Source organism: Mesorhizobium sp. M7A.F.Ca.US.008.03.1.1 (genome assembly GCF_003997495.1).
Classification (GTDB): Bacteria; Pseudomonadota; Alphaproteobacteria; order Rhizobiales; family Rhizobiaceae; genus Mesorhizobium.
This window is the reverse complement of sequence record NZ_RZRU01000035.1, coordinates 12,819-32,746: the sequence shown is the minus strand read 5'-3', so window position 1 is coordinate 32,746 and position 19,928 is coordinate 12,819. Positions and strand designations below refer to the sequence as shown.

The 19,928-nt window shown below is 63.9% G+C and carries 19 protein-coding genes; 12 read left to right on the top strand and 7 right to left on the bottom strand.

The features are described from left to right. Window positions 1–394 precede the first annotated feature (394 nt). The 9 genes from dnaK to EOA16_RS30525 all read left to right on the top strand — a co-directional run bounded on the left by dnaK (window position 395) and on the right by EOA16_RS30525 (window position 7,770). Window positions 395–2,311, top strand: a complete 1,917-nt coding sequence (gene dnaK / locus EOA16_RS30565) for a molecular chaperone DnaK (protein ID WP_024502156.1) — start codon at window positions 395–397, stop codon at window positions 2,309–2,311. Between the two features lie 212 nt (window positions 2,312–2,523). Next, window positions 2,524–3,654 carry a molecular chaperone DnaJ gene (gene dnaJ, locus EOA16_RS30560; RefSeq protein WP_023810873.1) on the top strand — a complete coding sequence of 377 codons (1,131 nt, stop codon included), beginning with the start codon at window positions 2,524–2,526 and terminating at the stop codon, window positions 3,652–3,654. 166 nt (window positions 3,655–3,820) lie between these two features. Continuing rightward, the gene (gene pmtA / locus EOA16_RS30555) at window positions 3,821–4,426 is read left to right on the top strand and encodes a phospholipid N-methyltransferase PmtA (protein WP_127261461.1); all 606 of its coding nucleotides are present in this window, start codon (window positions 3,821–3,823) and stop codon (window positions 4,424–4,426) included. A 190-nt stretch (window positions 4,427–4,616) separates the two neighbouring features. After that, complete coding sequence (locus EOA16_RS30550; protein ID WP_127261460.1) at window positions 4,617–5,213, top strand: NADPH-dependent FMN reductase; 597 nt, start codon at window positions 4,617–4,619, stop codon at window positions 5,211–5,213. Window positions 5,214–5,224: 11 nt separating this feature from the next. Beyond that, window positions 5,225–5,932, top strand: coding sequence for an orotidine-5'-phosphate decarboxylase (gene pyrF / locus EOA16_RS30545; protein ID WP_164754437.1), 708 nt, complete (start codon window positions 5,225–5,227; stop codon window positions 5,930–5,932). 32 nt (window positions 5,933–5,964) lie between these two features. Beyond that, window positions 5,965–6,252: a DUF1330 domain-containing protein gene (locus EOA16_RS30540; RefSeq protein WP_013528591.1), complete on the top strand. Its 288-nt coding sequence runs from the start codon at window positions 5,965–5,967 to the stop codon at window positions 6,250–6,252. 284 nt (window positions 6,253–6,536) lie between these two features. Continuing rightward, window positions 6,537–6,857: a helix-turn-helix domain-containing protein gene (locus EOA16_RS30535; protein WP_027040204.1), complete on the top strand. Its 321-nt coding sequence runs from the start codon at window positions 6,537–6,539 to the stop codon at window positions 6,855–6,857. Continuing rightward, window positions 6,854–7,318 (top strand): SRPBCC family protein, encoded by a 465-nt coding sequence (locus EOA16_RS30530; RefSeq protein ID WP_127261458.1) that lies wholly within the window; start codon window positions 6,854–6,856, stop codon window positions 7,316–7,318. Before EOA16_RS30535 ends, EOA16_RS30530 begins: the two co-directional genes overlap by 4 nt. Window positions 7,319–7,359: 41 nt before the next feature. Then, window positions 7,360–7,770: a GFA family protein gene (locus EOA16_RS30525; protein WP_127261457.1), complete on the top strand. Its 411-nt coding sequence runs from the start codon at window positions 7,360–7,362 to the stop codon at window positions 7,768–7,770. Between the two features lie 48 nt (window positions 7,771–7,818). On the opposite strand, the gene EOA16_RS30520 is transcribed toward EOA16_RS30525, so the two are convergent. The 6 genes from EOA16_RS30520 to EOA16_RS30495 all read right to left on the bottom strand — a co-directional run bounded on the left by EOA16_RS30520 (window position 7,819) and on the right by EOA16_RS30495 (window position 13,867). Continuing rightward, complete coding sequence (locus tag EOA16_RS30520) at window positions 7,819–8,892, bottom strand: D-alanine:D-lactate ligase-like protein (RefSeq protein WP_127261456.1); 1,074 nt, start codon at window positions 8,890–8,892, stop codon at window positions 7,819–7,821. Between the two features lie 126 nt (window positions 8,893–9,018). Further along, window positions 9,019–9,900, bottom strand: a complete 882-nt coding sequence (locus tag EOA16_RS30515) for an SMP-30/gluconolactonase/LRE family protein (protein WP_127261455.1) — start codon at window positions 9,898–9,900, stop codon at window positions 9,019–9,021. Continuing rightward, window positions 9,897–10,538: a 2-dehydro-3-deoxy-6-phosphogalactonate aldolase gene (locus tag EOA16_RS30510; protein ID WP_127261454.1), complete on the bottom strand. Its 642-nt coding sequence runs from the start codon at window positions 10,536–10,538 to the stop codon at window positions 9,897–9,899. Before EOA16_RS30510 ends, EOA16_RS30515 begins: the two co-directional genes overlap by 4 nt. Beyond that, window positions 10,535–11,488 carry a 2-dehydro-3-deoxygalactonokinase gene (locus tag EOA16_RS30505; RefSeq protein WP_127261453.1) on the bottom strand — a complete coding sequence of 318 codons (954 nt, stop codon included), beginning with the start codon at window positions 11,486–11,488 and terminating at the stop codon, window positions 10,535–10,537. The genes EOA16_RS30510 and EOA16_RS30505 overlap by 4 nt, the downstream gene beginning before the upstream one ends. Beyond that, window positions 11,485–12,252: an SDR family oxidoreductase gene (locus EOA16_RS30500; RefSeq protein ID WP_127261452.1), complete on the bottom strand. Its 768-nt coding sequence runs from the start codon at window positions 12,250–12,252 to the stop codon at window positions 11,485–11,487. The genes EOA16_RS30505 and EOA16_RS30500 overlap by 4 nt, the downstream gene beginning before the upstream one ends. Before the next feature lie 265 nt (window positions 12,253–12,517). After that, entirely contained in the window at window positions 12,518–13,867 is a 1,350-nt protein-coding gene (locus EOA16_RS30495) for an EAL domain-containing protein (protein ID WP_127261451.1), read from the bottom strand. Window positions 13,868–14,087: 220 nt separating this feature from the next. Here EOA16_RS30495 and gshB point away from each other — a divergent pair, with 220 nt between their 5' ends. From gshB to EOA16_RS30480, 3 genes are all read left to right on the top strand, one after another. Beyond that, window positions 14,088–15,029, top strand: coding sequence for a glutathione synthase (gene gshB / locus EOA16_RS30490; RefSeq protein ID WP_127261450.1), 942 nt, complete (start codon window positions 14,088–14,090; stop codon window positions 15,027–15,029). 182 nt (window positions 15,030–15,211) lie between these two features. Then, a complete protein-coding gene (locus EOA16_RS30485; RefSeq protein ID WP_127261449.1) occupies window positions 15,212–16,744 on the top strand; it encodes a YifB family Mg chelatase-like AAA ATPase in 1,533 nt (510 codons plus the stop codon). A gap of 277 nt (window positions 16,745–17,021) precedes the next feature. Then, window positions 17,022–17,561: a J domain-containing protein gene (locus tag EOA16_RS30480; protein ID WP_127261448.1), complete on the top strand. Its 540-nt coding sequence runs from the start codon at window positions 17,022–17,024 to the stop codon at window positions 17,559–17,561. 128 nt (window positions 17,562–17,689) lie between these two features. On the opposite strand, the gene EOA16_RS30475 is transcribed toward EOA16_RS30480, so the two are convergent. Next, window positions 17,690–19,858, bottom strand: a complete 2,169-nt coding sequence (locus EOA16_RS30475) for a malate synthase G (protein ID WP_127261447.1) — start codon at window positions 19,856–19,858, stop codon at window positions 17,690–17,692. Window positions 19,859–19,928: the final 70 nt, after the last annotated feature.

Genomic DNA, 19,928 nt, shown 5'->3' with positions numbered 1-19,928 from the left:
GTCTGCTTTCCTCATTGTCACGATACGCCTGCTCTTACGCAGGGTCAACGGAATCAGCGGAAAGCCCAGCGCATCGACCTCGTCCCGAAGGCGGTGGTCGCGCCGAGCTCCTGTTGTTCCCGGAGACCGCGGAGCCTCTGGGTTATTGGTCATGGGGGGCTTCCTTTCCGGGCCGCACCATGCGGCACCTGGAGATCAGTCGCAGGCGGAGACGGAAAGGTTCATGGAAGCCTTGCGCAGAATGCTTGCGCGCGATGCCGGCTGTTCTTATATACGCGCCAAGCCGTTCGGTGCCGGAATGCCGGTTGCCGGAACGGGATTTCTTGTGAACAGGGGCTTTCGTCGGAACGCCTGTACGGGTCCTGAGAGCCTGCTTAGCGGAGAGACTAGAAAAATGGCAAAAGTAATCGGTATCGATCTCGGCACCACCAACTCCTGCATCGCCATCATGGATGGCAAGGAGCCGAAGGTAATCGAGAATGCGGAAGGCGCGCGCACGACGCCTTCCATCGTCGCCATCTCGGGCGACGACGAACGTCTGGTCGGCCAGCCGGCCAAGCGCCAGGCGGTCACCAATCCTGAAAACACCATCTTCGCGGTCAAGCGCCTGATCGGCCGCCGCTATGATGATCCGGTGACGGAGAAGGACAAGAAGCTTGTCCCCTACAAGATCGTCAAGGGCGACAATGGCGATGCCTGGGTCGAGGCCGGCGGCAGGAAGCAGTCGCCCTCGCAGATTTCTGCCATGATCCTGCAGAAGATGAAGGAGACGGCGGAAGCCTATCTCGGCGAGAAGGTCGAGAAGGCGGTCATCACCGTTCCGGCCTATTTCAACGACGCCCAGCGCCAGGCAACCAAGGATGCCGGCAAGATCGCCGGCCTTGAAGTGCTGCGCATCATCAACGAGCCGACGGCCGCGGCGCTTGCCTATGGCCTCGACAAGAAGGAAGGCAAGACCATTGCCGTCTATGACCTTGGCGGCGGCACGTTCGACATTTCGGTGCTCGAAATCGGCGACGGCGTGTTCGAGGTCAAGTCGACCAATGGCGACACCTTCCTCGGCGGCGAGGATTTCGACATGCGCCTGGTCGAATACCTGGCGGCCGAGTTCAAGAAGGAACAGGGTATCGACCTGAAGAACGACAAGCTTGCCCTGCAGCGCCTCAAGGAGGCGGCTGAAAAGGCCAAGATCGAGCTGTCGTCGACCACCCAGACCGAAATCAACCTGCCCTTCATCACCGCCGACGCGACCGGGCCGAAGCACCTGACGCTGAAGCTGACGCGCGCCAAGTTCGAGCAGCTGGTCGACGACCTGGTCCAGCGCACGATTGCCCCTTGCAAGGCAGCGCTCAAGGATGCCGGCCTGAAGGCCGGCGAGATCGACGAGGTTGTCCTGGTCGGCGGCATGACCCGCATGCCCAAGATCCAGGAGATCGTGAAGCAGTTCTTCGGCAAGGAGCCGCACAAGGGCGTCAACCCGGATGAGGTCGTCGCTCTCGGCGCCGCCATCCAGGCCGGCGTGCTGCAGGGCGACGTCAAGGACGTGCTTTTGCTCGACGTGACGCCGCTGTCGCTCGGCATCGAGACGCTGGGCGGCGTATTCACCCGCCTGATCGAACGCAACACGACGATCCCGACCAAGAAGAGCCAGGTGTTCTCGACAGCCGAGGACTCACAGTCGGCCGTGACCATCCGGGTCTTCCAGGGTGAGCGCGAAATGGCCGCCGACAACAAGGCGCTCGGCCAGTTCGACCTGGTCGGCATCCCGCCGGCGCCGCGCGGCGTGCCGCAGATCGAGGTCACCTTCGACATCGACGCCAACGGCATCGTCAACGTTTCGGCCAAGGACAAGGGCACCGGCAAGGAGCACCAGATCCGCATCCAGGCATCGGGCGGTCTTTCGGACGCCGACATCGAGAAGATGGTCAAGGACGCCGAGGCCAATGCCGAGACCGACAAGAAGCGGCGTGCGCTGGTCGAGGCCCGCAACCAGGCCGAAGCGCTGCTGCATTCCTCGGAAAAGTCGCTGAAGGAATATGGCGACAAGGTTTCGGAAGGCGAGCGCACGGCGATCTCCGACGCGATCGCGGCACTGAAGACTGCGACCGAAGGCGACGACGCGGCCGACATCGAGGCCAAGAGCCAGGCGCTTGCCGAGGCTTCGATGAAGCTTGGTCAGGCCATGTACGAGGCTTCGCAGAAGGAAGCGGCGGAAGCCGACGCCAAGGCGGACGCCGCCAAGGACAGTGACGTTGTCGACGCCGATTTCGAGGAAATCGACGAGGACGACGACAAGAAGAAGTCGGCCTGAACCGTTTGACGGCAAGATAAAGCGAAAAGCCCGGCGAAGGCCGGGCTTTTTTGCAACCCGTTGCAGAAAAACAGCGGGCCTTGCTGAAAAAATGCAGGCAAAGCCGCGTCGACACTGGCATCCCCCTTCCATCGCACCTAAATCGAAGCGTCAGTGCCGGCAAGAGACGCAACAATGCTTCAAGACGTTGAGCATCCGGACAGCGGGAAAAAATGAAAGCTGATTTCTACGAGACGCTGGGCGTCCAAAAAGGCGCCGACGAGAAGGAGCTCAAGAGCGCTTTCCGCAAGCTCGCCATGCAGTTCCATCCCGACCGCAACCCCGGCGATCATTCCTGCGAGCACAAGTTCAAGGAAATCAACGAAGCCTACGAGACGCTGAAGGATCCGCAGAAGCGCGCGGCCTATGACCGCTTCGGCCACGCCGCCTTCGAGCAGGGCGGCATGAATGGCGGCGCGCAAGGCTTCGGCGCCGGCGGCTTCGCCGACATCTTCGAGGATATTTTCGGCGACATGATGGGCGGGCGCCAGCGCCGCTCGTCGGGCGGCCGCGAGCGCGGCGCCGACCTGCGTTATAACATGGAAATCACCCTGGAGGAGGCTTTTGCCGGCAAGACCGCGCAGATCCGGGTGCCGGCGTCGATCTCGTGCTCCGAATGTTCGGGCAGCGGCGCCAAGCCCGGCACCCAGCCCGTCACCTGCTCCATGTGCAACGGCCACGGCAAGGTGCGCGCCACGCAAGGGTTCTTCTCGATCGAGCGGACCTGTCCGCAATGCCAGGGGCGCGGCCAGACGATCAAGGATCCGTGCCCGAAATGCGCCGGCCAGGGCCGCGTCACCGAGGAGCGTTCGCTGTCGGTCAACATCCCGGCCGGCATCGAGGACGGCACCCGCATCCGCCTTGCCAATGAGGGCGAAGCCGGCCTGCGCGGCGGGCCCTCGGGCGACCTCTATATTTTCCTGGCGGTCAAACCGCACGAGTTCTTCCAGCGCGACGGCGCCGATCTCTATTGCAAGGTGCCGATCTCGATGACCACGGCCGCCCTTGGCGGCTCCTTCGAGGTGACGACGCTGGACGGCACGCAGACCAAGGTCAAGGTGACCGAGGGCACGCAGAACGGGCGCCAGTTCCGCCTCAAGGGCAAGGGCATGCCGGTGCTGCGCCAGCCCAATATCGGCGACCTCTACATCCAGACCGCGGTCGAGACGCCGCAGAACCTGACCCGCCGCCAGCGCGAACTGCTGGAAGAGTTCGAACAGCTCTCCTCGCAGGACAATTCGCCTCAATCGAGCGGCTTTTTTGCCCGCATGAAGGATTTTTTCGAGTCCTTCGGCGAACGTTGATGCACTTTGGCCCGCGTAAGCCGATTTGCAACGCGTAAATCCTTGAATCGCGTCACCCCTTGAGACGCGACGAAAATTATCTTATCCACGACATGCGTCCGGCCGCGCCTTGCCTAGCACCGCTCAGGTGCTAAGTAACTTGCGGGGAGCGCTGAGGAGAGCTTGCATGACACGTGGCCCTGGATTGCGGAAGGCGCTTGTCGAAAAGTTCGACGACGAACTCAAATTCTTCAAGGGCTGGATCGACAAGCCGAAGACGGTTGGCTCGATCGTGCCGACCAGTTCGGTCACCGCACGCAAGATGGCCTCGATCGTCAATCCTAAATCCGGGCTGCCGGTGCTCGAGGTCGGTCCCGGTACCGGCGTCATCACCCGCGCCATCCTCGCCCAGGGCGTACGGCCCGAAAACCTCTACGCGGTCGAGTATTCCACGGATTTCGTCCGTCACCTGCGGCGGCTTTATCCCGGCGTCAACGTCATCGAGGGCGATGCCTTCAACCTCAACGCCACGCTTGGCGACAAGAGCGGGATGATCTTCGATTCCGTCGTTTCCGGCGTGCCGCTGCTCAACTTTCCAGTCGCCCAGCGCATTGCCTATATCGAGAGCCTGCTCGACCGCATCCCGGCCGGACGGCCGATCGTGCAGCTGACCTATGGCCCGATGTCGCCGATTCCGGCCGGCCGCGGCGACTACACGGTCAAGCATTTCGACTTCATCTTCCGCAACATTCCGCCGACGCAGCTGTGGATCTACCGGCGCGAGGCCCATTAGTTCCTCCGCGCTGAGCCGTTCGCGGTTCCTAGCGCTGGCTGCATAGCTCAGCGATTGGCGGAAACATCTCTCACTTCGTCATCCCAGGGTCTCCGCGACGGAGCTTCGCTCCTGCTCCGCCCAGGGATGACGAAGTTGGCGTTGATTTGGGCGGCCTCTGGCTGTACCTGTCCGGGAACAAGGGTGGCCAATGGCAGTGATCCCGAAAATCCTCGTCTTCGCCGGCTCGGTGCGCAGCGGCGCCTACAGCGGCAGGACAGCCGACGTGGCGCAGAAGGAACTTGCCATGCAAGGCGCCGAGGTGACCCGCATCTCGCTTGCCGACTACCCCCTGCCGATCATGGACGAGGACCTGGAAAGAGAAAAAGGCGTACCTGAAAACGCCCAGAAACTCGGCCGTCTGGTGATCGCTCATGACGGACTGCTGATCGCCACGCCCGAATATAACGGCTCCATTCCGCCGCTGCTCAAGAACACGATCGACTGGGTAAGCCGGGTGCGCAGGGATGGCGGCCGGCCAGTCAGGCCGCTGGCCGGCAAGGTCGCCGGCCTCTGCTCGTCCTCCAACGGCCGCTTTGCCGGCGTCCGTTGCATCAACCATCTGCGCGCCGTTCTGGTGCGTTGCCAGATGGAGGTGGTGACGCCGGAATGCTCGGTGCCCGAGGGCGGCGACGCCTTCGACGAGGATGGAAACTTCCGTGACGAAAGACTGCACAAATCGATGGAGCACCTATGCCGCACGCTGATCGAAACCTCGCGCATGCTGTCCACCCGGATCGAGGCGTGATCGCCGATACGATGCGAATCATGCAGGCCCAATCCATGCAGGAAAGACTGATCGTCGGCCTCGACGTGCCGACCGTGAGGGATGCCGAGGAGGCCGTACGCGAGCTCGACGGCATCGTCTCCTTCTACAAGATCGGCTATCAGCTTGCCTTCGCCGGAGGGCTCGACTTCGCCAGGGAACTGGCCAGCGGCGGCACCAAGGTCTTCCTCGACATGAAGCTGCTCGACATCGACCACACGGTGGCCAAGGGCGTCGAGAACGTCGTCAAGATGGGCATGACCATGCTGACCATCCACGCCTATCCCAAGGCGATGGCGGCGGCGGTGGAGGCAGCGCGCGGCAGCGACCTTTGCCTGCTTGCCGTCAGCGTGCTGACCTCGATGGACGAGCAGGACATGATCGACGTCGGCTATGAGTACGACCCGCATACGCTGGTGCTCAGGCGCTCGGAACAGGCGCTGCATGCCGGCATGGGCGGCATCGTCTGCTCGGCCGCGGAGGCCGAAGCGGTGCGCCGCATCGTCGGCCCCGACATGGCGGTGGTGACGCCCGGCATCCGGCCGGCGGGCAGCGATCATGGCGACCAGAAGCGCGTGGTGACGCCGGGCCAGGCGATCCGCAACGGCGCCAGCCACCTCGTCGTCGGCCGTCCGATCGTGGCGGCGGCCAACAAACGGGAAGCGGCCGAAGCCATCCTCGACGAAATGCGCTCTGCCTGAGACTTCCAAGAACAAATTCGGAGACCACGAAAATGCCCAAGGGATACTGGATCGCCCGCGTCGATGTGCGCGACGCCGAAGGCTACAAGGACTATGTCGCCGCCGCCAAGCCTGCCTTTGAGCGCTTCGGCGCGAAGTTCCTGGCGCGCGGCGGTGAGCATGAAAAGGCCGAAGGCCCCGGCCGCGCACGCAACGTCATCATCGAGTTCGAATCGCTCGCCGCCGCGCACGATTGCTACCACTCGCCGGAATACCAGCGCGCCGCCGCCATTCGCCAGAAGGTCGCCGATGGCGAAATCGTGCTGGTCGAAGGCGCCTGAGGTCCTGCAAGCATAGTTCCGAAGAAGTCATTCCGGTTTTCGCCGGAAGTCATGCTAGAAATCGGATAAAGCCTGGCGGCGTTTGAAGCCCGCAGGCTCATCTTCCATATCTTTGCTCCGCGATTTCACGGTGATCTGCCTGGCGCAGTTGCCAATTGCGGAGCCGTGCCGATGAGCGGTCAACCCGAAAAGTGTTCGCTCGAGGTCATTCCGCGCGGGTCGAATTGCCGGTTGACATGCAGGTATTTACCTGCATATTATGGCGTTGCAACAGAGTGAGGCAGATGGACGCCGACAAGGTTTTCAAAGCGCTGGGCGACCCGACACGCAGAAGGCTGCTTGACCTTCTGTGCGAGCAGAACGGGCAGACGCTCAGTCAGCTTTGCGAAAACCTGGACATGGCCAGGCAATCCGCCACCCAGCACCTCGACCTGCTGGAGGCGGCCAATCTGGTGAGCACGGTCAAGCGCGGCCGAGAGAAGCTGCATTTCATCAACCCCGTACCGCTGCACGAAGTCTACGAGCGCTGGGTGCGGAAATTCGAACGGCAGCGGCTCAGCCTGCTGCACGACCTGAAGCAAGAACTCGAAGGAGAAGACCAATGACCAGGGAAACGACCAGCTTTGTCTACGTGACCTATATCCGCTCGACGCCGCAGAAGGTGTTCGAGGCCATAATCAAGCCCGATGTCGCAAAGCGCTACTGGGGCCACGAGAACGTCTCCGACTGGAAAGCGGGCTCGAAATGGGAGCACATCCGCGCCAATGACGAACGGACCGTCGAACTCGTCGGCAATGTCGTCGAGATTTCGCCGCCGACGCGCCTCGTCATCACCTGGGCGAACGCTTCTCAGGCCGACGATCCATTGAAAACCAGCCGGGTGACGTTCGCCATCGAGGAATACGACACCATGGTGCGGCTGACCGTCAGCCATGACGAACTTGAGGCCGGCAGCGGCATGGCGAAAGGCGTCAGCCAGGGCTGGCCGGCGGTGCTGTCGAGCCTGAAATCCTTCCTGGAAACCGGCAGCGGCATCGACATTTTCGCCAAGCCGAAATCGGCCTGATGCTGCGACCTCAAGCAGAATCAGGCCCGTGGAGAATGACAATGACCAAGCGCTATACCGGCGGCTGCGCATGCGGCGCGATCCGTTACGAAACCAATGACGAGCCGATCTTCCAGAACCACTGCCAGTGCAGCGATTGCCAGAAGCGCTCAGGCACCGGCCACGGATCCTACCTGACCTTCGGCCAGCGCGCCGATATGGCAATTACCGGGGAGGTGAGCACCTGGCGCGTGGCGGGCGCCAGCGGCAATGAAAAAATCCACACCTTCTGTCCAACCTGCGGAACGCCGGTCTTTCTGATATCCGTCGCCATGCCCGAATTTATAGCGGTCCACGCGGCCAGCCTCGACGATCCGGAACAGTTCAGCCCGCAGATGGTGACCTACACGAGCCACGGCCATACCTGGGACAAGATGGATCCATCCTTGCAGGCGGTCGAGCGAATGCCGTAGTGAAACGCGTCTGCTGATCGGCCCGCGATCTGCCCTCGCGCCTTTAGTCTAGGCGCGATGCTCCTGGCCGATCAGCCGGCGGGCGGCGGTCTCGGCCATGGCGTCGACAAGCTCGAGGCCCCATTGCTGGCGGCAATAAGCGCGAAAATCGAAGCAGGGCAGGCCGGGGCAAACCTCGAACTCGATGAGGTGGACGGTGTCGTCGGCCTCGACCCTGAGATCGATGGAAAACACATCGCGCAGGCCGAGCCCGCTCATCAGCCGCCCGGCGATCGCGCGAATCCTGGCGTCGGCGACCGGCTGGCTGTCGGCAACCGCGACGAGTTCCGGTTCGGCGTAATGTCCTGCCGCTTTCGCTGCCTCGCCAGTGTCGCCATAGAGCGCCAGACTATCCGCCATAGTCTGGAAATCGGCGCCTGAATCGACAAAGGCGACGCCAAGCGCTTCGACCCCGGCACCTGGCACCAGGCCGAGGAAACTGGCGCGCACGTTGCGGCCGGCGACATAGGGCTGGACGACGACATCGTCGCGATAGGCCGAAAAGACGCGCCGGCTAAGCTCCAGTGCATGGCCGAGCTCGGCCACACGTGAATCCGGCCAGATGCCGATCTTGGCGCCGAGCCGGTTGGGCTTGACGAACCAGCCGGCGCCCGAGGCCGGCGGCTCGACCAACCATCTGCCGTCCCGCGCAAGACCAGCCTGCGGCACCGGCAGGCCGAGCGCGCCAAGCACGGCGCCGGAGCGGAACTTGTCCTGGCAGAGGGCAAACAGCGCATCGTCGGCGCCTATCGTCTTGAAACCGCCCAATCGCGCCAGAGCGGGCGCCGCGCCGCCGCGGAAATAGGCGATGCCGTCGGTCAGCGTCCAGACCAGCGTTGTGCTAGGGTGCTCGCTGGCGAGCACGCTGGCGGCCTCGTCGAGCGCCACTGCGGCGAAAGACAGGCCGCGCGCCTGGCAGGCGCGGCCAAGCGCCTCGAATTCAGCGGCGAGGTCGGTCGACTGCGCCAGATAGGACGCGATTTCGGCGGCGCGCTGCGGTCCATGACCATCGGCGACCAGACGGTCCAGGCAAGCCTTTTCCGGCTCATGGACGAGGATCAGTTTCGGCTTGCGGCTTGGCATGAGATGAACGGTTCCCGACGACACGATCGCCTACCATCGCATGGTCGAGGCGTCAGGCTCTCGCGAAACCGACCGGGTCGGACGGTTGCGTGACAACACACCGTCCGACCGCAAAATCCAGTTCGCTCAGGCGATCAGCACGCGCGGCTCGAAGCGGCCGTTGACGGGAATATCGAGCAGAAAGGTCATGCCGCCCTGCAAATCCAGCAGACGCTGCTTCTCATCCTTGCCCGACCAGGCGGAGGTGACCGCCAGCCGGTCGGCCTTGGCACCGACAAAGGCCGGGCAGGATGGCTGCGTCACCGGCATGGCGACCGTGCGGACGAGCTTGCCGTCGGGTCCATAGGCTTCGATGACGCTGCCGCCCCAGACGGCGTTCCACAGGATGCCGTCGCGGTCGAGCACCGACCCGTCGACATAGCCCTTGGCCGAGCGGTGATCGACGAACAGCTTCGGCTCACCTGCAGGCAGACCAGTCATAGGGTCGCAGGCGACGCGCATCAGCAGCCCGGTCGAGGTGTCGGTGTAGTAGGCGAGAGCGCCATCCTCGGTAAAGCAGATCGAATTGGAGACGGTGATGTCCGAAAACAGCTGGCGAAGTTCGCCCTTGAAGAACCAGTAGATCGAACCCGCGCCTTTTTCCTCGCCCTTGCCCATGGTGCCCATCCACAAGGCGCCGCAGGGGTGGACCCGGGAATCGTTGGAGCGCGTGACTGGATTGTCGGCCTCGACGGGCGTGTGCAGCGTCAGTTTGCCGGTCGCGACATCGCGGACATAAAGGCCGGTCTCGGCGGCGATCAGCTGGCGCTTGTCGTCGATGACGGCGATGGCACTCGCCATTTGGCCAAGCTCATGGACGGTGGTCGCGCCGCCGGACAGCCGCTTTTGCAGAAGCTGGCTGTTGACGATGTCGAACCAGTAGAGCGTATCGGTGGCGGGATCGTAGCTTGGCCCCTCGCCGAGCTGGCAGACGTGATCGGAAAAAACCGAAACGATCGCTTCGCTCATCCTGCTTCTCCGAACACCGCATCCCAGGCCGCGACGGCAGCATGCGCACGCGCGGCCACCTCATCGACGCTCATGCCCGGCTTGAACAGGCTGGAGCCCAATCCAAAGGCGGTCACGCCGGCCGCCTTGTAGCCGGCAAAATCTTTTTCGGAGACGCCGCCGACGGCACCGACCAGCGTTTGCGCCGGCAACACGGCGCGCATCGCGGAAATGCCGCCGGCACCGAGCACGCTCGCCGGGAAGAATTTCAGGGCCGAGGCGCCGAGCTTGATCGCCTGGAAGGCTTCGGTCGGCGTGAACACGCCGGGCATCGTCACCATGCCGTAGTGCATGGCGCGCGCCATCACCTCGGCATCGATGTTGGGACTGACCAGCAGCCGCCCTCCAGCCTGGTGCAAGCCATCGACATCGGCCGGCGTCAACACCGTGCCGGCGCCGACCAGTGCCGTTTTCGGCAGCACCTGGACGATGCGGGCGATCGACGAGAACGGTTGCGGTGAGTTCAGCGGCACTTCGATCGCCTCGATGCCGGCATCGAACAGCGCCTGGCCCATGGCCATCGCCTCGGTCGACTTGAGGCCGCGCAGGATGGCGACCAGCCCGCGTTTGAGCTTGGGGAAAGGTGCGGTCTGGCTCATCGAGCTGCTCCAATTCTGGCGATCATGCCGTTCTCGCGCGCCGCCTCGATGAGTCCGGTACGCACCGCCTCGTCCGCGTCGACGGCCCGAACCTCAAGCCCGGCAAGACCGAGTGCCTCGCTATACAGAGTTCCCAGCGCGCCGGACGCAATCAGCACCACGGGTTCCGTGCCGGCGCCATGCCGGCGGCTGGCCGAGGCGATCTCGCCGCCGATCAGTAGGCCGGACAGGCAGGAGGCGGCATCGTCGGCTTTCAGGTCCTGCAGCAGGCCGGCGGCGCGGATGGAAAACAGCCGCGAGGTGACATCGCCGCCATCACCCAGCGCCGTTTCGCACCAGCGGCGGAAGAATGGGTTGTTGGATGTGACGGGCTTCGGATGTTCGCCGAGCGAATGACGCAGGATCGAGTGCGCGGCAAGCACGGAGAACAGCTCACCGGTCGGCCAGGTGCCGAAGCCGGCAACCGCGCCATCCTCGACCAGCACCCATTTCGAATGGGTGCCGGGCATACAAACCAGCTGGCGCCCCTTGGCCGGCAGGCCAGCGCCGGCAAGCTGGGTTTCCTCGCCGCGCATGACGTCGGGCGCGTCAGTCAGCCGCTGGGCAAGGCCCGGAACGATGCGGATATCGCGGCTCTGGCCGGGCACGCTGACAGCACCTGCAAGGATGGCGCTAAGCGGCGCCGGCACGGTGACATAGGGTGCTTCGAGCCAGCCCTGGCGGGATCCGGCCATGCCGCAGATGATGACGGGCAGCGCCGCTGGCGCTCCCATCGCCGTCAGATGCCCTTCGAGGATGGTCGAAAAGCCCTTTTGCTGGGCGGTGATCAGGCCATCATCGCCACGGCGTTCGGCAAGCATCTTGCCTTGCCCATCGATCAGCCAGACCCGCATGCGGGTCGTGCCCCAGTCGACGGCGGCGACCGCCGGTGCGTTGCCGGCTGGGTTCACAGGAAACCTCCATCGACGATCAGCATCTGCGCGGTCAGCATGCGCGAGGCGTCCGAAGCGAGGAACAGCACTGTGCCGACGATGTCGTCGGGCTGCATCACCTGCTTGATGCACTGCTTGGCCACATGGGCGGCAAGCGCCTGTTCGGTCACCCAGAGCTCTTTCTGCCGCTCGGTGATCACCCAGCCAGGCGCAATGGCGTTGACGCGGATGCCGTCCACACCGAGCTTGCCGGCCAGCCCCTTGGTCAGGCCGAGGATGCCGGCCTTGGCGGCCGTGTAGGACGGCATGTCAGGGTGGTTGATCAGATAGGATGTCGAGGTGAAGTTGATGATCGAGCCGCCGCCGGCCCGCTTCATGCCCGGCGCCACCGCCTGCGCGGTGAAGAAATGCGGCCGCAGATTGATCGCCTGGTTGTTGTCCCAGAACTCGACCGTCACGTCCTCGACGGCGTGGCGCTCGTCCCAGGCCGCATTGTTGACCAGCACGGTGACATCGCCATGCGCCTCGGCCGCCTTGGCCGCCGACGCACGCAAGGCATCGACGTCGCGCAAATCGGTCTTGAGATAGAGCGGACGCTTGCCGAACGCTTTCTCGATGCGATCGGCGAGTATCGTGCTCGGACCGTCGGCGATGTCGATGAAGGCGACATTGGCGCCCTGGCGCACAAAACCCTCGGTCAGTGCAGCACCTATGCCGGAGCCGCCGCCGGTGATCAGCACCGAGGCTCCTTCGAGGTCGGCAAAATGCGCCGATGGCATCATATCTGTTCTCTCCGGCGCATGACCCCGAAAATCGGATCGATTTTCGGAAAGGGATCATGCGCAAATGTTAAATGCTACAGCGTCCTTTGCGGGTCTTGAAAGACGCGCGGCGCTGTTGCGTGATCGGCGCGCATCCTAGCCACGCAAGGCGCGCGGGCAAGGGCGAACCGTCGAATTTCAGGGCTTATGTCAGACAAAACGACAATGCGCCGCACCGGATGCGCACAGCGGCAGCATCAGGATTGCGGATCGCGGGGATCGCCGGTCAGATCGCCTTGGCGCGCAGGGCGCCGCGGAAGGAATCGCGGAGATAGCCGAGCGTGGCGTCGGCATCGACCGGCTTGCCGAACAGATAGCCCTGCCCGCCGGCGCAGCCGAACTGGACGAGGCGATCGGCCTGCGCTTCCTGCTCGATACCTTCGGCGACCACGTCCATGCCGAGCCCCTCGCACATAGCGAGGATGGCGCGGATGATGTGTTCGGACGGGCGGTCGTCGAGAATGGAAGAGACGAAGGCGCGGTCGATCTTCAACTTGTCGAAATGGAATTCGCGCAAGCGGCCGAGCGAGGACTGGCCGGTGCCAAAATCGTCGAGCGAGACGCGGATGCCGACGCGGCGCAGATCCTCGACGATCTGCGCGGCCGAGGCCGGGTCGTTCATCAGGCCGGTCTCGGTGATCTCGATCTCCAGCCGGCGCGGATCGAAGCCGGTGCGGTCGAGGATCGCCAGTATGTGCAGGCCGGTGTTCTGGTCGACGAGCTGCGATGGCGACAGGTTGAACGACAGGAACAGATCCTTCGGCCAGCTCCTGGCGGCCTCTGTCGCCTTGCGCAGCACCAGCTGCGACAACGGGCCGATGATGCCGCGCTCCTCGGCGATGGGAATGAAGACAGTCGGCGGCACCGAACCGAGATCGCGGTCGGTCCAGCGCGCCAGCGTCTCGAAGCCGATGGTGCGGCGCGTGTTGAGGTCGACGATGGGCTGGAAATGCGGCTCCACCTCGCCGGCCGAGACGGCACGGCGCAGCGCCTGTTCGATGCGGGTGACGCGCTTGGCCGCCTCTTCCATCTCACGGGTGTAGACGACGACGCGGCCACGGCCGGAACGCTTGGCGTGGTAGAGCGCCGTCTCGGCCTTGTTGATGAGGATCTCGGTGGTCTCGTCGCCCGAATAGAACAGCGAGCAGCCGACCGAGGCCGAAAGCCTGGCGGTGCGTTCGCCGACATCGTAGGGCGCCGACAGGATCTCGATCAGCATGCGGGATTTTTCGGCCGCCGCCTCCTCGCTGAACACCATCGGGTAGAGAAAAGCGAATTCGTCGGCGCCGATGCGACAGACGGTGGAATAGCCGTCCATCGAGGCGCGCAGCCGCATCGCCACCTGGATCAGGATATCGTCGCCGGCCTTGTGGCCGAACAGATCGTTGATCGGCTTGAAGCCGTCGAGGTCGAGAATGCCGACGGTAAAGGGCGCGGGATCGTCGGCACGGTCGGCGATAAGGCGATCGACCTTGTCGAAGAAGCGGCGATGGTTGCCAAGCCCGGTCAACGGATCTGTGAACGCCAGATCCGTGCTCTCCCTGTTTGCCTGACCGGTGCCAAACGAAGTTTGCATCGGTGTCCCTGTTTTGTGACGTCGGAATTTATTTTCAGACTGGCAGCAAACCCTTTAGGAAACGTATCGCGAAATCGATTTTCCATGGGCACCCGCGACCTGTTTCGAAGGATCGATGTGAGGTGCGCATTCGGGTTCAGATGCCAAGTCGCGATTGGCAGACGGGCGGTGAGCCTGTACAGGCAAGACAGTCGCCCATCCGAGCCGCCGGAGACCCGCCATGAAGCTGAAAATCGCCGTCCAGATGGACCACATCTCCACCGTGTCGATCGCCGGCGACACCTCGTTCGCGCTGTCGCTGGAAGCGCAGCGGCGTGGCCATGAGCTGTTCCACTACACGCCGGATAGGCTGTCATCGCGCGACGGCAAGGTGTTTGCCCGCATTGAGGAAATGCAGGTGCGCGACGAGAAGGGCAGCCACTATTCGCTGGGCGAGAAGGTGCGCACCGACCTCGCGGAAATGGATGTCGTCCTGCTGCGCCAGGATCCGCCCTTCGACATGAACTACATCACCACCACGCACATCCTGGAGCGCATCCATCCGAAGACGCTCGTGGTCAACGACCCGGCCTGGGTGCGCAACAGCCCCGAAAAGATCTTCGTCACCGAATTTGCCGACCTGATGCCGGACACGCTGATCACCAAGGATCCGCTCGAAGTTGCCGCCTTCCGCAAGGAGTTCGGCGACATCATCGTCAAGCCGCTCTACGGCAATGGCGGCGCCGGCATCTTCCATCTGCTCGAGGGCGACCGCAACCTTGCCTCGCTGCTGGAAATGTTCGGCCAGATGTTCCGCGAACCTTATATCGTGCAGCGCTATCTGAAGGACGTGCGCAAGGGCGACAAGCGCATCATCCTCATCGACGGCGAGCCGGTCGGCGCCATCAACCGGGTGCCGGCCGAGCATGATTCCCGCTCCAACATGCATGTCGGCGGCCGCGCCGAAAAGACCGAGCTGACAGAACGCGAGCGCGACATCTGCGCCCGCATCGGCCCGTCGCTGAAGGAGCGCGGCTTCATCCTCGTCGGTATCGACGTCATCGGCGACTACATGACCGAGATCAACGTGACCTCGCCGACCGGCGTGCGCGAGGTCGCCCGCTTCGGCGGCGCCGACATCGCCAGCCTGTTTTGGGATGCCGTCGAGGACAAGCGCGGGTAAGCCGTTTTCATTTTGTCTTAACCATGTTCCGTTTTTGCAACCGCGCTCAATTCCGCTGCAACCCAAGCGGTCATATGTTCCCGTAATGTTCTTGATTTGACCGTGGAAGTGTGATTGTCTGCCCAAGGGGCCGTTCCTGGCCTGAATGCAGGGCTGGGGCCAGCCTGAATTGGGGTTGCACGATGGTGGCGCGGGTTCGCACGGTCGCTTTCCAGGGCATCGAGGCCGTGCCGGTCGACGTGCAGGTGATGATCGCGCCCGGCAAGGTCAACATGCACATCGTCGGCCTGGGCGACAAGGCGGTGGCCGAAAGCCGCGAGCGGGTGCAGGCCGCATTGCATGCTTCCGGCCTGTCGATGCCGTCGAAGAAGGTGACTGTCAATCTGGCGCCGGCCGACCTGCCGAAGGAAGGCAGTCACTACGACCTGCCGATCGCGCTTGGCCTGATGGCTGCCCTTGGCGCCATTCCGGGCGACATGCTGGCCGGCTATGTCGTGCTTGGAGAATTGTCGCTCGACGGCACGATTGCCGCGGTCGCCGGCGCCTTGCCGGCGGCGATCGCCGCCAATGCCGAGGGCAAGGGCCTGATCTGCCCGTTCGCCTGCGGACCTGAGGCGGCCTGGGCTGGAAAGGATTTCGACATTTTGGCGCCGCGCAGCCTGATTGCCATCGCCAATCATTTTCGCGGCACGCAGGTGCTGTCGCGCCCCGAGGCCGGCATCCACGCCGCGGCACGCGACCTGCCCGATCTCGCCGACATCAAGGGCCAGGAGACCGCCAAGCGGGCGCTGGAAGTGGCGGCCGCCGGTGGGCATAATCTGCTGATGATCGGGCCGCCGGGCTCGGGAAAATCGATGCTGGCGCAGCGGCTGCCGTCGATCCTGCCGCCACTGGCGCCGAAGGAACTCTTGGAAGTCTCGATGATCGCCTCGGTGGCGGGCGAACTCGGCGAAGGCAAATTGACCGACCGGCGGCCGTTCCGCGCGCCACACCATTCGGCCTCGATGGCGGCGATGGTCGGCGGCGGCATCCGCGCGCGGCCGGGCGAGGTGTCGCTGGCCCATCACGGCGTGCTGTTCCTCGACGAGTTTCCCGAGTTCACACCGCAGACGCTCGATGCGCTGCGCCAGCCGCTGGAGACCGGCGACTGCATGATCGCGCGGGCCAACCATCGCGTCACCTATCCGGCGCGTATCCAGCTGGTCGCGGCGATGAACCCGTGCCGCTGCGGCATGGCCGGCGAGCCGGGCTATCGCTGCCTGCGCGGCGAGCGTTGCCGCACCGACTATCAGGCGCGCATTTCGGGCCCGCTGCTCGACCGCATCGATCTCAGGGTCGAGGTGCCGGCGGTGTCGGCCAGCGACTTGATCCGGCCCGACCGGGCGGAGAAAAGCGCCGATGTGGCGGTGCGCGTGGCGCGTGCCCGCACCATTCAGCGCGAGCGCTTCGAGCGGCTCGGCGCTACCCGCGCCACCACCAACGCGCATTGCTCGCCGGCGATGATCGAGGAGATCGCCATGCCTGACGCCGCCGGCCTGTCGCTGCTCAAGGACGCGAGCGAAAAGCTCGCCTTTTCGGCGCGGGCCTATCACCGCGTGCTGAAGGTGGCGCGGACACTGGCCGATCTCGACGCCAGCGAAACCGTCGGCCGCATCCATCTGGCCGAAGCGATCTCCTATCGCATGAGCGCGGAGCGCATGGCGCAGGCGGCGTAGTCACTCGCCGCCCGACAAGCCGACCTCGCCACGTTGCCTTCCGCGATCACGCCGTAACCCGGCCTCTGCGAATCGATCATCTCCACGGTGCGGCGGACCTGATTGTCCGCTTGGCCGGCGTCCTCACCACCCAACGGCCCCCACCGAGCGGGCGCCGGCCATTTTCTTCCGCTTCCAGAAGGGTGGACGTCATCGACGCCGGACCAAAGTCTTGGTCTCTGCATTGGACATTCCTTATTTAGACAATGCGAATATGATTGCGGTCGGGGAGCCCGCTATGTTCATTGACTACTACGAAGTTTTGGAAGTTAGCCCGAACGCCAACTCGGAAACGCTGGAGCGCATATTTCGCTATTTTGCGATGCGCTATCATCCCGACAATCGCGAAACCGGCGATGAGGCCCGCTTCAGTGAAATCGTGGAAGCCCACAATACGCTCAAGGATCCGGTCAAACGCGCTCAATACGACATCGCGCACAGGGACCATGCCGGCCTTCGCCGCGAATTGGCCGAGGAAGCCAGCAGCACCAAAGGCGTCGAGCGGGATGTCGTGATCCAGGCCAGGCTGCTGTCGCTGCTTTACGCCAAGCGCCGGCACGACGTCAGCAATCCCGGGATCGGGGATGTGGAGCTCGAACGCCTGTCAGGCTGTCCGCGAGAGCATCTCGAGTTTCATCTCTGGTATCTGAAAGCGAAGGGCTGGATAGCAAGAGTGGAAAACGGGACGATCGCGATTACGGTGGAAGGCGTCGATCGGGTCAACTCCGAACACCGTCGCGATCCCACCATCCGGCTCCTGGACCATGCAGCTTCCTGACGCCTCACTCCGCAGGAAGCCAGGCCGAACCCGCCGCCCCATTCACGGCAGCGCCGCCGGTTGAGAGAAACGCGGCCGATCAAGACCGTTGGCGGCAATCACGCCGCCGATCCGCCGTTTGTGCCTGCTCAGCCCTGCTGCGCCTTCAGTTCCAGCCGCCGCGCGTTCAGCACCGGCTCGGTGTAGCCGTTGGGCTGGACGCGGCCCTTGAAGACCAGATCGCAGGCGGCCTGGAAGGCGATCGATCCGTCGAAATCGGCCGCCATCGGCTGGTAAAGCGGGTCGCCCTCGTTCTGGCGGTCGACGATGTCAGCCATGCGCTTCATCGTCGCCATCACCTGGTCCTCGCTGCACACGCCGTGGTGCAGCCAGTTGGCGATGTGCTGCGAGGAGATGCGCAGCGTGGCGCGGTCTTCCATCAGGCCGACATCGTTGATGTCAGGCACTTTCGAGCAGCCGACGCCTTGGTCGATCCAGCGTACGACATAGCCAAGAATGCCCTGCGCGTTGTTGTCGAGTTCCTTCTGGATATCCTCGGGCGACCAGTTCGGCCGCACCGCGACCGGCACCGACAGGATGTCGTCGAGCCTGGCCTTCGGCCGGCTCTTCAGCGCCGCCTGCACCGCGTGGACATCGACCTTGTGATAGTGCGTGGCATGCAGCGTCGCCGCCGTCGGCGACGGCACCCAGGCGGTGTTGGCGCCGGCCTTGGGGTGGGCGATCTTCTCGACCAGCATCGCCGCCATCAGATCCGGCATCGCCCACATGCCCTTGCCGATCTGGGCGTGGCCGGCCAAGCCGCATTCAAGCCCGATGTCAACATTCCACGCCTCGTAGGCGGAAATCCAGGCGGCCTGCTTCATGTCGCCCTTGCGGATCATCGGGCCGGCTTCCATCGAGGTGTGGATCTCGTCGCCGGTGCGGTCGAGGAAGCCGGTGTTGATAAACACCACGCGCTCGCGCGCGGCGCGGATCGCCTCCTTGAGGTTGACCGTGGTGCGCCGCTCCTCGTCCATAATGCCCATCTTGATGGTATTTTTGGCCATGCCGAGCAGCGCCTCGACGCGGTCGAATATCTCGACGGCGAAAGCGACTTCCTCCGGCCCATGCATCTTGGGTTTCACGACGTACATCGAGCCCGCGCGGGAATTGGCGCGGCGGCCGTTCGGCCCTACATCGTGCAGCGCTATCAACGCCGTCAGCACCGCATCGAGGATGCCTTCCGGAACCTCGTTGCCGTCGCGGTCAAGGATCGCAGGGTTGGTCATCAGGTGGCCGACATTCCTGATCAGCATCAGCGAGCGGCCGGGCACTGTCAGCGTGCCGCCGGCGGGCGCGGTGTAGGAGCGGTCGGGATTGAGCTTGCGGACAAAACTCTTGCCGCCCTTGGTGATGTCTTCCGCCAGGTCGCCCTTCATCAGGCCGAGCCAGTTGCGATAGACGACGACCTTGTCTGGCGCATCCACCGCCGCGACCGAATCCTCGCAGTCCTGGATGGTGGTCAGCGCCGATTCCAGGATGACATCGGCGATGCCCGCCGGATCGGTGCGGCCGATCTGGTTGTTGCGATCGATCACGATCTCGATGTGCAAGCCATTCCTGACCAGCAGCACCGCATCGGGATTGGCGGCATCGCCACGATAGCCGACGAATTGCCTGGGGTCGGCCAGCGTCGTCGAGCCCGCGCCGGCGCTCAGCCGCAAGGCGCCTTGCGCCAGCGACAGACCATTGACGCCGGCCCATTTGCCCGAAGTGAGCGGGGCAGCCTCGTCGAGAAAGGCCTTCGTCCAGGCAACGACCTTGGCGCCGCGCGCCGGATTGAAGGCTTTGCCCTTTTCGGCGCCATCCGTTTCGGGGATAGCGTCGGTGCCGTAGAGCGCATCGTAGAGCGAACCCCAGCGCGCATTGGCGGCGTTGAGCGCATAGCGCGCATTCATCACCGGCACGACCAGCTGCGGGCCGGCAACGATTGCGATTTCCGGGTCGACATTGTCGGTCGACACGCTGAAGGCCGGGCCTTCGGGAACGAGGTAGCCGATCTCTTTCAGAAAACCCTTGTAGGCCTCCATGTCGATGGGTGCGCCATGCTCGCGATACCAGCCGTCTATCTGTTCCTGGATGGCATCGCGCTTTGCCAGCAGCGCCCGGTTCTTCGGCGCCAGGTCATGGACGATGGCTGAAAAACCGTTCCAGAAGGCGTCCGCTTCGATCCCCGTGCCCGGCAGCGCTTCCCTGGCCACGAACTCATGCAGCTCGCGGGCAATCCGCAATCCGGCGATCTCGATGCGGTCGGTCATCAGGCTACTCCAGATGAAAGGCTTTGCGGGCCTTTGGCATGTCAGGTTTGCCGGGTCAATTCAGCTTAGG